Annotated in this window: 14 protein-coding genes; 3 read left to right on the top strand and 11 right to left on the bottom strand. The window is 44.9% G+C overall.

Annotated features, from left to right (window positions below; genetic code table 11):
• Window positions 1-68: 68 nt before the first annotated feature.
• The 4 genes from C7H79_RS18405 to C7H79_RS07035 are packed head-to-tail and all read right to left on the bottom strand — an operon-like array spanning window position 69 to window position 2,445.
• A complete protein-coding gene (locus C7H79_RS18405) occupies window positions 69-314 on the bottom strand; it encodes an anti-sigma factor family protein (RefSeq protein WP_106706582.1) in 246 nt (81 codons plus the stop codon).
• A gap of 13 nt (window positions 315-327) precedes the next feature.
• On the bottom strand, window positions 328-897 hold the full coding sequence (locus tag C7H79_RS07025) for a sigma-70 family RNA polymerase sigma factor (protein WP_172592376.1): 570 nt from the start codon (window positions 895-897) through the stop codon (window positions 328-330).
• Between the two features lie 10 nt (window positions 898-907).
• Complete coding sequence (locus C7H79_RS18825) at window positions 908-1,126, bottom strand: GDCCVxC domain-containing (seleno)protein (RefSeq protein WP_106706584.1); 219 nt, start codon at window positions 1,124-1,126, stop codon at window positions 908-910.
• Window positions 1,127-1,179: 53 nt separating this feature from the next.
• Window positions 1,180-2,445, bottom strand: coding sequence for an alpha/beta fold hydrolase (locus C7H79_RS07035; RefSeq protein WP_106706585.1), 1,266 nt, complete (start codon window positions 2,443-2,445; stop codon window positions 1,180-1,182).
• Window positions 2,446-2,690: 245 nt separating this feature from the next.
• Between C7H79_RS07035 and C7H79_RS07040 the strand changes: the two genes are divergently transcribed.
• Window positions 2,691-3,467 carry an MEDS domain-containing protein gene (locus C7H79_RS07040; protein ID WP_172592377.1) on the top strand — a complete coding sequence of 259 codons (777 nt, stop codon included), beginning with the start codon at window positions 2,691-2,693 and terminating at the stop codon, window positions 3,465-3,467.
• A gap of 43 nt (window positions 3,468-3,510) precedes the next feature.
• Here C7H79_RS07040 and C7H79_RS07045 read toward each other — a convergent pair whose 3' ends face one another.
• Genes C7H79_RS07045 through C7H79_RS07060 form a run of 4 tightly spaced genes read right to left on the bottom strand, consistent with a single transcriptional unit; the run spans window position 3,511 to window position 6,910 of the window.
• Window positions 3,511-4,458, bottom strand: a complete 948-nt coding sequence (locus C7H79_RS07045) for a radical SAM protein (protein ID WP_106706587.1) — start codon at window positions 4,456-4,458, stop codon at window positions 3,511-3,513.
• Between the two features lie 2 nt (window positions 4,459-4,460).
• Window positions 4,461-5,507, bottom strand: a complete 1,047-nt coding sequence (locus C7H79_RS07050; protein ID WP_106706588.1) for a methyltransferase domain-containing protein — start codon at window positions 5,505-5,507, stop codon at window positions 4,461-4,463.
• Between the two features lie 40 nt (window positions 5,508-5,547).
• Complete coding sequence (locus C7H79_RS07055) at window positions 5,548-6,228, bottom strand: TIGR04283 family arsenosugar biosynthesis glycosyltransferase (protein ID WP_106706589.1); 681 nt, start codon at window positions 6,226-6,228, stop codon at window positions 5,548-5,550.
• Window positions 6,221-6,910 carry a TIGR04282 family arsenosugar biosynthesis glycosyltransferase gene (locus C7H79_RS07060; RefSeq protein WP_106706590.1) on the bottom strand — a complete coding sequence of 230 codons (690 nt, stop codon included), beginning with the start codon at window positions 6,908-6,910 and terminating at the stop codon, window positions 6,221-6,223. The genes C7H79_RS07055 and C7H79_RS07060 overlap by 8 nt, the downstream gene beginning before the upstream one ends.
• Before the next feature lie 334 nt (window positions 6,911-7,244).
• On the opposite strand from C7H79_RS07060, the gene C7H79_RS07065 reads away from it, so the two are divergent.
• Window positions 7,245-8,225: a cadmium-containing carbonic anhydrase gene (locus C7H79_RS07065; RefSeq protein WP_106706591.1), complete on the top strand. Its 981-nt coding sequence runs from the start codon at window positions 7,245-7,247 to the stop codon at window positions 8,223-8,225.
• 185 nt (window positions 8,226-8,410) lie between these two features.
• On the opposite strand, the gene nudB is transcribed toward C7H79_RS07065, so the two are convergent.
• The 3 genes from nudB to C7H79_RS07080 form a co-directional block, all read right to left on the bottom strand.
• On the bottom strand, window positions 8,411-8,845 hold the full coding sequence (gene nudB / locus C7H79_RS07070) for a dihydroneopterin triphosphate diphosphatase (RefSeq protein ID WP_106706607.1): 435 nt from the start codon (window positions 8,843-8,845) through the stop codon (window positions 8,411-8,413).
• 11 nt (window positions 8,846-8,856) lie between these two features.
• On the bottom strand, window positions 8,857-10,644 hold the full coding sequence (gene aspS, locus C7H79_RS07075; RefSeq protein ID WP_106706592.1) for an aspartate--tRNA ligase: 1,788 nt from the start codon (window positions 10,642-10,644) through the stop codon (window positions 8,857-8,859).
• A gap of 77 nt (window positions 10,645-10,721) precedes the next feature.
• Complete coding sequence (locus C7H79_RS07080) at window positions 10,722-11,033, bottom strand: FmdB family zinc ribbon protein (RefSeq protein ID WP_106706593.1); 312 nt, start codon at window positions 11,031-11,033, stop codon at window positions 10,722-10,724.
• 305 nt (window positions 11,034-11,338) lie between these two features.
• Between C7H79_RS07080 and C7H79_RS07085 the strand changes: the two genes are divergently transcribed.
• The gene (locus tag C7H79_RS07085) at window positions 11,339-14,275 is read left to right on the top strand and encodes an aconitate hydratase (protein ID WP_106706594.1); all 2,937 of its coding nucleotides are present in this window, start codon (window positions 11,339-11,341) and stop codon (window positions 14,273-14,275) included.
• Window positions 14,276-14,452: the final 177 nt, after the last annotated feature.

Below are 14,452 nucleotides of genomic sequence, written 5' to 3' on the forward strand. Positions count from 1 at the left end.
ATTCTTGCTGCCATTCTTTTTTAAGAATCGCACACAGAAACGGGTCCTTTCTTGGTTCATTATTATGATCAGCGTTCAGCCGGGTTATCCTTCAAGGTATTGGTGATTCGTTGCCTTGCTTCGTCAGTTAGCAGAAAACTATGATTGCTTTTGGAACGGCGTGAAGCTTTGCGCAAAAACTGAAGCTGCCACGTAAAATTCGCGCAACTGCGGCATAAAATCAGGTGCATTTTTAACGCGATGTTTTTCCACAAAGGTAATTTTTCATCCATTGCCCGTGAAGCCAACTGGCTGGCTTGTTTGCAATTTAGCATTTAATACCTACCATTAATCTACCCAGTTAATCTTCAAACATCTATTCAGGGACAATCGAGCACGATGCATAATTACCCACACATTAGTCGGGCTGAGTGCAAAATCCTTGCAGATATTCTCATTGCTCATTCCGTAAATTTCTTTAGCAAGAAATACTTCAGCTTGCTTTGGTTTCAGTCCAGATAAACATTCCTGAAAGATCTTCCAGAATTCTTTTTGTTGAAAGGCTGATTCTGGGTTAGGAAAAGCATCCGGTTTTTCAATCCATCGACCATTGGCTCTAAAAAAATCATCCAGATTGTCCCCCTCATCCTGATCAACCAGATCACCAACGGCTACTTCACGTCCTTGACGTCGGAAATGATCAATCAACTTGTGTCTGAGTATGCCAATCAGCCAGGTCCGAATGGCAGATTGATGGGAGAAGGTATTTTTAGCGGATATTGCCGCCAGCAGTGTTTCTTGAACCAGATCTTCAGCCAGATGCGTATCCTTTACTCTTAAAAGTCCATAGCTGAATAGATAATCGCCATGCTCTTCCAGCCATGTCTGGGGATTTAAGTCATTATTCCCTGCAATCATAAGAACCTTATCAGGAAAGCTTACAGCAGCTAGCTTCAGCTTGCTTGGGTGGACAGGCCACGGTTCCATATGAACAGAAGACGCAGCAATCACCTGATTTCGGTTTTAACAGTGCGCTGCAGCCTGTGCATTCATAAAAATATAAACAGGCATCAGTGGGCATGATTTCCTGTTTTATAAAACCGCAATACGGGCAAATCAAATCCGATTTAAAGATAATAGTTTTCATAAAATGTTTATGGAATATGAAAGATAATAATTTCCGTGGATATTTCTGTTTTATTAATCAACAATACCATGCAGCACACGTAATTCTCGAATCATCTGACGCTCATCTCCTTTCCAGATTCCATGATTTCCGATATAGATATCAGCCAGTGCACTGCGCCCCATAACGCGACGAATAAAATTAAGGATAGTGTCAGTAACGCAGACTGGATTATCTGTGGCCGGGAAATGCCCCGCTCTTGGGATGTAAGTAATTTGCACATCATCTGTGCCTAGTACATGAGCAAATCGTTGTGTCTGAGCTGCGGGCATCATGTTGTCATACTCCCCCCACATGATCAGTGTCGGAACGGTAATGTTTTGGTATTGCACACCATTAGGATTACTTTGCGGATGATAGGGCAGTAACAAGGATGGGCCAAGAATAGCCGCGCGATCTGACAACACGCGCCAGTTATGTAGTTTTAGGCGCATGGTTGTAGACTTGGCTACATCCGTGACTCCATCTCCCATACCATTGCGCTCATAATCCACATCAACGTAAGGAAAAGTCAGATAACGCAAATTATATTGATTGTATTTGGAAGGATCGTACACCATTGATTTTAGAATCTGTACTAATGTCTGATCAAAAGCTGCAAACAGCGTTGCAAATTGCGCATCGCCATCAGGTGTGTTGGGAATTTCTGAGGCTCTGCCAATCGCCTGTATTTCATTCACCGGATAACCATCGAAGGCGATAGGATCCATCTGCATTAACGCATTCAAACGGCCGTTATGCAACGCTGCATAATGCGAAGCAATGCCACTTCCCCAGTCATCGGCAATAAAAATGAATTGTCGTCCCGGATATTCCTGCTGCATCAGTTTCTCAATGTAATCGACATCATTAATCCAGTGCCACGTTGCATTGAGAGTCGGATTATTTTTACGGCCATAAAGACGCGGCTTGGAACTTTCACCCATGCCCAGCATGTCGATGGAAATCGTTTCGCAGAAGCGCGAAACTTGTCCTTGTACTTCTTCCCATTGTGAACGATTAGTTGGAACACCATGAAGAAAAAGAACCAACGGGCCCTTATTGCCCATTTTCGTCCAAGCAATATCAAAATCATCCGACCAATCCGTTTCAGCGCTATGCACACCACCTATTTGTAGCAATCCTTCAGACGGTGCTTTGTAACGAAAAACGCCATATTCAGGAACGCCCTGAGGACGGTAGATAGTTAGATCAGGTGTATTACCAGTTGCCCGCAATGGTGAATGGCTTAGAGCGCTATAAAAACTGTAACTATCTGAGTTGTCATAAGTTGAGTTCATCTTGCTATCCTAAATTTCTCATTCTGATTAATTTAACAAGCTCTGATGAGCATTAATATTCTTTATTATTCTGTAATGATCATACGATCTAATATGATTCATGTTAAAATGCATGTCAAGCATTTTATGAAAAGGTATAACATTCGAATCCCACCGCGCAGAATGCAATTGAAGATCGCAGATACGATTTTGAAAGCTAAAGAAACCAATGAAACAAACAGGAATGATTTCAGGAGAAAATGTGCATGAGCACTACTGATAACACTGTTGCACCGTTGCTGAATATTAAACAGGCAGCAAAGATTCTAAATGTCAGTGAAATATCATTAAGACGGTGGAGTGATGCAGGCAAGTTGCCATGTATGCGGATAGGCGTCAGACGCGAAAGGAGATATCGTCTGACCGATCTTTTGAACTATCTTGATCAGGATCAGAGACAAAACAGCACTACTATTCTTGCGCAAGCTACAGACCGGATTGCACATATTGATCTTGAAGGCATCTCAATTAATTATGGCAGTCACTTGTGTGCATTTTATGACACTGATTCAGGACGGTTAAAGCTGGCGCTACCCTTCCTGCTCGCTGGTCTTCAAGCAGGTAACCGGTGTTTTTTGGTTGCCACCATTGAGATTCAAACTCTAATAGTGAATCAGTTACGCGATGTCAGACCCGAAATTGATCAAGATATCCAAGAAAGCCACCTTATTCTGATGGATGGTATGTCAGACAGCGTCGAACTGTATACTTTTTTTGAACATGCTTTTCTGGATGCGAGTAAGCATGGTATTCAGGGGTTGCGAGTGTTGGGTGATATGGCCTGGACACTACAAAAAGGAATGGGAATTAGAGAATTAAGTAATTTCGAAGCACAGTACAATCAGAATCTAGCGCATCGATTCCCCGTCGTCAGTTTGTGCCAGTATGATGCCAGGCTATTTCCAGGCACGGCCATATTAAGCGCACTCAAATGTCATGATGATACTTTCCGGTATCCATTGAATCATTTCCTAGGCACCTGATGTCATTTCTCATGCCAATTTTTATTGAGTGACCTTTACATCGTTATCGCTTCATTTCACTGCACGAAGCACCAAACTGAAAACAGCTGTAACAGCGATGGTGTTTCATACTCACCGGTTCTTGAAGACTCTCGGTCAGTGTTCGCCCTAACACATAATCGGCATCGTCATCGACCAGTGTGCACGCATAAACCTTGCATTCACCGGCATTCTTCACCACCATACGGCTAAATGCGCACATGAATTCACGCCGGGTCGATTCGGTCTGATAATCCACCATGCAACTTTGCGTAATCTGGGGAGCAGAAACTGTACTATTGGGTGGGTAAAATTCAGGAAATTCAATCCGGGGTAAATTTTCTGGTAAGCCAGCACCACGAAAAACCTCTGCAAAGCACTTAGCTACCTTATTTTCTGGCAAACCAGCAATTTTCTGATTAGCGACTGATACGCTGAAGCCCATATCATTCAAAGCACATAATCCATCCAGTGCCATCGAAAACATACCCGCACCACGTTGTCGATCATGCTCATTTGCCAAGAAATGATCCAGACTAACCCGAAAATGCACAGCATGGAAACGTTCACGCAAAGATTCCAACTGCGACAGACGTTTAATCAATGGCTCCGTGGCGTTGGTCAGCACCATGCAGGGACGATGCTGCAATGCATAATCGAGAATACGAACCATGTCCTTATTAACAAAAGGTTCTCCGCCAGTAAAGGAAAATTGCTTAACATTCAGAACTATCGCCTCGTCAATGAATGGCTTCATATCATCGAAACGCATCAGTTGCAAACGATCATCACCAGGTTTTGATCCTTCAAGACAAAAGGGACAAGCCAAATTACACGCAGTGCCGGTATGAAACCATAATTCCTCCAAAGCATGCGAATGGATAAAACCACGGGGCTTATCGTCGTGTGTGACGTACCATGATTTGGAACGGGTACTGGACTTTCCTGATGTTGATGAGGCAGTGGCTTTCATACTCAACAACATCCGTTTATCTGTCCATCAGTGATTACATCCGTGAACGGAATGCCCATACCACAACCGGGAAAAATACCAAAGTGCCGATCAAAATTTCCATAAAAGTCGAAATGCTCCCTGAACCGCGTATCATGCAGCATACGCCAGGTATTGCCACATACTGGAAACTGCTTGCCGGCTTCAATAAAGTGATGTTTATCCAACCGGAATGCATGAGGATGATGGGGAATCGTGCCCCTATATACCACCGCTTGTCCATGATCCTCACAAGCAAGTTCCAGATCGTTCAATTTAAATAGTCGATAAGTTGCAGAATAAAAACGAATATTCCCTGTTTTATCGGATAATCCAGGATTATTAACATCGATTGATCGATCATCGACCAAACGTGGATCAGTAAAGCCATGCTTACGCGCCAGTTGCAAAAAATCATTCCAGTACAGTGCACCACTTAAGCATTCACCATATAACACAGGGTCCTGGGTCAATACCGCTGGAATACGCCGATCACTGTAGACATCAGAGAAATACAATTCTCCACCGGGTTTCAACACACGGAATGCTTCACGCAATACTGCCGCCTTATCCGGCGCCAGGTTAATAACGCAATTCGAGACAATTAAATCCACGCTGGCATCCGCCAATTCAAGCTCGTGCAACCGTTCGATATAGCCGTGTAAAAAGCGCACATTGCTGCGTTTGTAGCCAAAGATTTTTTGGTGGTATATTTCGTGTTGTCGTGCCACTGCCAGCTGCTCCTCGGTCATATCCACGCCGATAATTCGCCCTTTCTCCCCGACTAGTTGCGACAACACGTAAACATCCCTGCCTGCACCGCATCCCAAATCCAGAATCGCAAGTCCGTCCAATAATTCAGGCAGAACCAAGCCACAACCATAATAACGCGCATGCACATCCGCGTGAATTCGTTTCAGCAGCGGTTTGACAAAATGCGGTAGACCTGCATCAGTGCAGCACGCATTAGTTAATAAATCCTGAGTGCCCGTGAGGGTTTCGCCATAATACTTTTGCACAATCTCTTGCATGATATTCCTTCACATTGAATGATTAGTACTATTATGTCATTCACGAATCAATTTTAGAATGATATTTTGCAGCGAGCTCCTTCGGAGTCACACCACACATAAAACTCCAGGCTAATTTACGATTACGCCAGGTACGCCGCCACCAACCGTCATATCGCCAACGGCGCGAATCGATAAAAATAGGCTCGGATAATGGTAAAAATTTACCACAACGACGAGCGGATTGCACCAAAGGCACTTCCTCGAACAACGGCCAGGGCGCATGTCCACCTATTTGTTGATAAACTGAACGTTTGATAAAAATTCCTTGATCTCCATATGGAACACCGAAACGGCATCGCAGCGCTATCGCGGGTTCCAGCATACAAGCTTGCCATACACGCGGCTTGGCAAAGCGGAAACGAAAATAACCGCCGATGGCACCTCGTGCTAATGCACTTGATATAGCTGCTATCGGATCGGTTGATAGTTGTGCATCCGCATGCAAAAACCACAGCACCTCGCCCTTCGCTTGACGTGCACCAACGCGCAATTGCTGACCGCGGCAAGGCTCACTGAACAACCTCTGCACCCCGAAATGTTTACATATATCTAAGCTGTTAGCCGCATCAACGACAATTATTTCACACGGTTTATTCGGCAATTGTTGCAACTGCCTTAGTAATCGCGCTAATTTCTCATCATCTTGGTAGCAAGGAATAATGACACTACACTTAATCATAAGGTATTCTCAGAGATGAAATGCTCCTGTCAATAAGTTCCAACAATCTACGGCGCGCAGGGCGCTGATCCTGTTGCAACAAACTAGCCTGCCTTATTAAATCCTTCAACTCATCGACATCTTGACCTAGTTTAATTGTCGCTACCGATTTTCCAGTATTGCGGCAAATATCCATCAAAGATATACCTAATCGACAACTGCTCCACGGTAAAGCAACCAAGTCCGGCCAATTACATCGATTGGCCATGAGTACCACACCACCATCAAGAGCGGGAATTAATACGACATCATCGTGTTGCAGTGCTTCACGGGTCGCCTCATAATCAGCCGCGGTCAATCCAGGTGCGTCACTGCCGATGAATACCAATTGCTCCAAACCTTGCGCACGCAGTGTTCGATCTAACGCATTGAGTCGCTGACCCAGATTACCTCTCACCTGCGGCATGACGGTAACTGGAAAACAATTTGATACTGACAAGGATTGCGCCCACTCTACATCTTCCTGATTAGCAGGCGAAATCACTACTGGACCAGGCCAATTACGTGCATCTTCCAGTGCACAATCCAGTAATGCATCAGCAATCTGTCGAGCTACTTCCATACCCAAACTCGCCGCCAATCTTTGTTTACCGATGCCTAAAGCCGGTCGCTTGCATAGTAATACAAGACTAATTTTACTCATAGGATCATAAAGTTAAATTATCTCAACTGAAAGTTTTGCCTGAAAAATAGAAATTCGTATCAAACTACTGTTTTTCTTCCGAACGATCAAAATAATAAATCGAAAGATATTATAAATTTATTGTCTTTGATGAAGAAAATACAGAATAACTATCTATTGTCTGAAAAAGTAGTGATAGAATTCTGACGTCTAGCCAATTAACCCAGTTTTTAAGCATGACATACCAATTATGCGGCTTTGACAAGATTTGCCCTTTCCTTGCATTTCTTTGAATATTGCAAGTATGAAATTGAAATTATGATCAACTGACCAATTACTACAAAGGATATATAAAATGTTTGAAAGTTTAAAAAATCTGTTAAAACATTTTACAGGCAGTCAAGAATCAACTTCAGCTACTCAAGGCAACAGCACTCAAGAAGCAAAAACAACTTCATCAACTGCGGATGCGGGCAACGTTCAATACATCACTCTGGGTCAATTCAATTTGGGTCTCGGCTCCATTGGACCTGACAATCGCAAGGATATTGATCAGAATGTTTTAAATCAAATGTATCGTGCCATTGCATCGGGCTTATTTAATGTTCCGGTAAATAACTCCGTACCAGAAATATGTGTTGATGGTCGTACCAATAAAAGTGGTTATCGTAAAAGTGCTCCGTGTGCAGCCGGAGGCACATTAAGCATAGTGTACGGCAGCGATCTCGGAAGCAACTCGCTCGCCGCTGACATCAACGAAGTGCAATTAACCACACAAACCATTAACAAGCTTCAAGAAAAAGGGCGCCAAACTGGCGTACATGGAGATGATCATAGTGACTGCGGCTGCGGCGCATGCTCCAAAGCACCGACGATATATCAACATATCACAGAACGCATCAATGATCTCGCATCATTGACCAATCAGTTGGGCATCAATATAACCGAATCAGAAAAAGAATCAATTGTTCAACAAGCCAAGAATCGTTTAAGCCAAGCGGATTTTTTTGCGGAAAACAGAGCATCCGTAGTACAAGCAGCTCAGGATACTGGTGCTGATTATGAAGAATTAGTAGGACAGCACAATGAATTAGGTATTGCAATAAATACGCGTACTGGTACAACTGTGGATCGTTCTGCTATTCGTTCGAAATACGGACCACAATACGACATGTTTGTAGTTGACGCATGGACTTTTGGCAATGCGGCAAAAGATATCAATTCAACTGGCAATGAAGCGGACGAACAACGCATCGCCAAAGCAATTACTTTGCAAAACGTTGCCACCGCATCAATTCTGGGTCATGGCTCTTTGCCCATTATCCCAATCGCATAATCTGTGTATTCAGTCAATTATCACCCAGACTGACTCAACTATCTCGAAATAGACGACCCCGTGGCGATACCACGGGGATTCGCAAATTGATACTGCTACGCTTTGCGCTTTACTCTTTTATCAATCCAGAATAAAGCGAAATATGTTTGTGGAGCTGCGAGTATGTGGCCTAGGTTCTGCACAACTTACACTCGTTCCGGTAAATCCAGAATAGCCTCGGCATTACTCCTTGAAAATACTTTCTCGGCTGCTTGCTGCCATGGCAGCCAGATATAATTCAAATGCTCTCTGGCAGAAATCTTTATCGCCCTCACATCGGGCAAGCACAAACCAAATACATGCTCAGTATTGAATCTAACATCAGGTCCATAGCGCCAGCGCCATTCCTGGTAAATTTCGTATCGATTTTCAATCTGCCAGTTGGTCAACACATAGCCGGCAGAACTTAACCCGGTCTCTTCAAATACTTCCCGCATCGCAGTCTGAAGTAGTGTTTCACCGGAATCCTGGCTGCCTGTAACCGATTGCCAGTAACCTGGATGATCCGCACGTTCTAATAATAATACTTGCAAATCCACTGTATGGATAATAACCAGAACGGAAACCGGAATCTTGAACATTGATTCAACGGTCACCCACTACTTGATTTAGTTTCAATTTGGCGTAAACGAATATTGAGCTCTCTCAATTGTTTTTCATCGACAGTGCTGGGCGCATGAGTCAACAAGCACTGCGCACGTTGGGTTTTAGGAAAAGCAATGACGTCGCGGATTGATTCTGAGCCAGTCATCATGGTTAAAATACGATCCAGGCCGAACGCAATGCCACCATGCGGTGGTGCACCATATTGAAGCGCTTCTAACAAGAAGCCAAATTTTTCTTGCGCTTCTTGTTCAGAAATATTTAAGGCACGAAATACCTTGGATTGGATATCTTGGCGGTGAATCCGTACTGAACCACCACCAATCTCGGAACCATTCAGAACCATATCGTAGGCTTTGGAAAGCGCCTTACCGGGGTCGGTTTGGAGGAAATCCTCGTGTCCATCAGCCGGCGATGTGAAGGGATGATGCAACGCCTGCCAGCGATTTTCTTCTTCGTTTCGTTCGAACATCGGAAAATCAACCACCCATAACGGCTTCCAGCCGGATTCCGCGTGGCCGTGCTGATGACCAATCTTAATACGTAATGCACCCAAAGATTCATTGACGATTTTGGTTCTGTCAGCGCCGAAAAAAATCAAATCACCATCCTGAGCCCTGGTACGAACAAGAATGGTTCGAATTATGTCTTCCGGCAGGAATTTCAGAATCGGTGATTGCAGTCCTTCCACCCCTTCGGAAAGCCGATTGACCTTGATATAAGCCAATCCTTTGGCACCGTAAATTCCAACAAAAGCCGTATAATCATCAATTTCCTTACGCGACAATTCGCCGCCTCTGGGTATGCGCAAAGCCGCCACCCGACCATCCGGTTTTTCGGCAGCTTCACGAAACACTTTGAAAGGGACTTCCTTCATGGCGTCGGTCAATTCAGTAAATTCCAAGGCAACGCGCAAATCTGGTTTATCCGAGCCGTATTTGAACATAGCATCGGCATAGGTCAATCGTGGGAATGGATTGGGCAAATCCACATTACTCACATCCTTAAATAAACCGCGCATCATCTCTTCCATCAAAGACATGATTTCATTCTCTGAAAGAAATGAAGTTTCAATATCGATCTGCGTGAACTCAGGTTGTCGATCCGCACGCAAATCTTCATCACGAAAGCAACGTGTAATCTGATAATAGCGATCAAACCCAGACACCATCAGAAGCTGTTTGAATAATTGCGGCGATTGCGGCAAAGCAAAGAAATGGCCGGCATTCACTCGTGACGGCACCAGATAATCTCGCGCACCTTCCGGTGTAGACTTAGTCAGCATTGGTGTTTCAATATCCAGAAAACCCTGTCGATCCAGAAATACACGAACCGCCATGGCCACTTTATGACGTAAGCGGAGATTCGATTGCATTGCCGGACGGCGCAGATCCAGATAACGATGCTCCAGCCGCACGACTTCACTGATATTGTCATCATCCATCAAAAACGGAGGCGTCAGTGAACTGTTCAACACTTCGATAGCCGCCACTAGGATCTCTATCTCACCACTGACCAAAGATGTATTAATCGTTCCTTCAGGTCGTTTTCGTACTCTACCAGTAATTTTCAGTACATATTCATTGCGTATTTTTTCTGCTGTTTGAAACGTATCCACGTTATCAGGATCACATACAACCTGCACTAAACCTTCGCGATCACGTAGATCAATGAATATCACTCCTCCATGATCTCTGCGGCGGTGTACCCAGCCAAAAATGGTTACTGTTTTATCTAGATATTCGGTATTAATGGCGCCGCAGTAATTTGTACGCATAATTCTGGTCAATGATCTGAATGGTGAGATTGATGATTCTGGTTTATATCACAGCAAAATGACGGCGCTCAAGCCAATCAGTCGGCAGTCGCGGTAGTCGCAGGATTGTTCTCTTTTTTTACAGTCGTTTCCGCAGCAGCGGGCATTGCTGATGGCGTACTTTCAGTACTTTCTTTCGTCGCAGACTTAGCATCCACCGGTTTTGCCTTATTCTTAAAATCAGTAACGTACCAACCGCTGCCTTTTAATTGGAATCCTGCAGCAGAGATGCGTTTAGAATAGTGACTACTGCCACACGCAGGACATGCAGCAATGGGCGCATCGCTAATCTTTTGCAAATGCTCTTTCTCGGCACCACATGAATTGCAAAGATATTCGTAAATAGGCATAGAGACCTCCAACAATCCAAAATAGGGAACCGGGTATTATACCTTAACCGGTTTTATTTTAATTATCCAATCGCCAAGAAACGGAAAATCTTACTTACCGAAACATAATTCTATTTTCCTCAATTGTTGCTGTTGCACATTGTTGCGTGCAATTTGACTTATTGATGATGAAATATGTTTCATTTACCCCTACAAAGCGTCAAATCATCAAAACCGACACGTGACTTTATTGGATCAAAATTATATATTATGAACAAAACTGTTTATTTATCTACCGAATCGCGCTTATCTTCAGGAAGATTGACATGAATCACAATATATTCAACAGCTTGAAAGAATTAACCTTACCCCAAGGAAATCGCGCGAAATATTACTCACTCCCAGAATTGGAGAAAAGCGGTGTCGCGAAAATCTCTCGTCTGCCAATTTCGATTCGAATTGTTCTGGAGTCAGTTTTACGCAATTATGACAATAAAAAAATCACCGAAGAGCATATTCTCGAATTGGCGAACTGGAAACCGAACGCCCCCCGTGTAGACGAAATACCATTTGTTGTTTCGCGTATTGTGCTGCAAGACTTTACCGGCGTACCGTTGTTGGTGGATCTCGCTGCCATGCGTAGCGCGGCAGTCAAACTGGGCAAAGACCCCAAGCTGATCGAGCCATTGGTACCCGTTGATCTGGTAGTGGATCATTCGATTCAGGTCGATCAGTACGGTACTAAAGATGCGCTGAATTACAACATGGAAATTGAGTTTTCACGCAATAATGAACGTTATCAATTCATCAAATGGGGAATGCAGGCGTTTGATACTTTCAAGGTAATTCCGCCCGGGATCGGGATCGTACATCAGGTCAATCTGGAATATCTTGCGCGTGGTGTGCATCAAAAAAATGGGCTGATTTACCCGGACACCTTGGTCGGCACCGACTCGCATACTACAATGATCAACGGAATCGGCGTGGTCGGTTGGGGTGTCGGCGGCATTGAAGCGGAAGCCGGCATGCTGGGACAACCAGTTTATTTTCTCACGCCGGATGTAGTCGGCGTCAATCTCACCGGTCAGCTACGCGAAGGAGTTACCGCAACCGATCTGGTGCTGACGATCACCGAAATGCTGCGCAAATCCAATGTAGTCGGAAAATTTGTTGAGTTTTTTGGCGAAGGGACCGCCTCGTTAACATTGCCCGATCGTGCCACCATCGCCAATATGGCGCCGGAATATGGTGCCACGATGGGTTTTTTTCCAGTCGATGATGTCACCGTCAAATACTTCAAAGGCACAGGACGCAATGACTTAGAAATCAATGCATTCCAAAACTATTTCCAGGCACAGCAAATGTATGGCATTCCCCGCAAAGGCGACATTGACTATACTAGCGAACTGACGCTCGATCTTAACTCGGTTACGCCATCACTGGCTGGCCCTAAACGGCCGCAGGATCGGATTGAATTAGGAGCGATCAAATCCAAATTTACCGAGCTCTTCAGCAAGCCCGCAAAAGAGAGCGGTTACGGCAAACAAGATCACGATCTAAATCAGCGTTATTTGACACGCAGCAGCCGCGATCAGGATCCGGAGGTGTGTACCCAGATTGATTCCTGCGATCCAAATGAGAGCCGATTGGCACCGCCCGGTGCCGTTCAAGCACCGAGAGAGGATAGAGCTGCCACAGCAGAACACAGCGCAGCCCCTCCTGTCGAGCGCCGTATGGTTTCTCGCAACGTCGCCGAAATGACTGGTAACCGACCAACACCCGATCCGATTGATTTCTCTCCGCATAAATTAAATGGTTTCTCGGTAGAATTAGGTCATGGTGATATCCTGATTGCCGCCATTACGTCCTGCACCAACACCTCCAATCCCAGCGTGTTGCTCGCCGCTGGATTGCTAGCCAAAAAAGCCGTCGAAAAGGGATTGTCGGTCAAACATCATATTAAAACTTCACTGGCACCGGGTTCACGCGTAGTTACCGATTATCTGACCGTTACCGGACTGTTACCTTATCTGGAGCAATTGGGTTTTAGTCTGGTCGGCTACGGTTGCACCACCTGTATCGGCAACACCGGACCTTTGGCAGAACCAATTGAAGAAACCATCGTCAAGAACGATCTGGTTTGTGCCGCGGTGTTATCTGGAAATCGTAATTTCGAAGCACGCATTCATTCGAATATCCACGCCAATTTTTTAGCATCTCCACCGTTGGTAGTAGCCTACGCCATCGCGGGTTCTGTGCTGAAAGACCTCACAGTAGAACCAATAGGCATCGGTAAAAACAATCAGCCAGTTTGGCTTAAAGATATCTGGCCCAGCAGCGCAGAAATTCATGCACTGATGAAATTTGCCACGAATGCAGATACCTTCCGAGAACTCTATAGCAACCTTACTAAGAATCACGACTTGTGGAATAAAGTCACTACATTCACAGGACAAACCTACAATTGGCCGCAATCCACTTATATCGCAGAGCCGCCTTTCTTTGAGAATTTCTCGCTACAACCGGCAGTCTCCAGCGGCAGCAATGATATCAAGAATAGCTTTGCATTGGGAGTATTCGGAGATTCTGTCACAACGGATCATATCAGCCCGGCAGGCACAATCAAGGATATTTCTCCCGCTGGCCGATATCTACAGGAACACGATGTCAACAAGGCGGACTTTAACAGCTACGGCGCGCGCCGTGGCAACCACGAAGTAATGATGCGCGGCACCTTCGCCAATGTGCGTATCAGAAACTTGATGGTACCCGGTAGTGAAGGTGGTGTCACGCTCTATCAGGGCAAACCGGACGCAGCACCAGAGCAAATGAGTATTTATGATGCCGCAATGAAATACCAAGCGCAAGGTATTCCCACAGTTGTTTTTGGCGGCAAGGAATATGGTACCGGCTCAAGCCGTGATTGGGCTGCCAAGGGAACGCAACTTCTGGGCGTCAAGGCCGTTATCGCCACGAGCTTTGAGCGCATTCACCGCAGCAACCTGATCGGCATGGGCGTTCTGCCACTGCAATTCAAAGACAACGACAGCATTGATACTCTCGGCATTAAAGGCGACGAGCTATTCGATATTTCAGGATTGGACAACATCCAACCACAGAAAGATGTAACTCTAGTGATACGAAGAAAGGACGGCAATACCCAATCGGTGCAACTATTGTGCCGTATTGATACTACGATTGAAGTCGATTATTACAAGCATGGCGGTATTTTGCCCTATGTGCTGAGGGAGCTGATGGCTTAAGCAATCTATCTCGTTACAGAACAAATAGTTATTGAATGCTTCTGATTGTATGACATATGGAACGTTCTACAATGAAATAGTTGGAGGTGGCCCAATATATAACCTAGTTGATAGGATTTTTAAAACTCTCGCGGATTCAATTTCGAAGTGCAACGCCTAACGGTGATTTGGTGTAGC

This window comes from Nitrosomonas supralitoralis (assembly GCF_003011925.2).
GTDB lineage: Bacteria > Pseudomonadota > Gammaproteobacteria > Burkholderiales > Nitrosomonadaceae > Nitrosomonas > Nitrosomonas supralitoralis.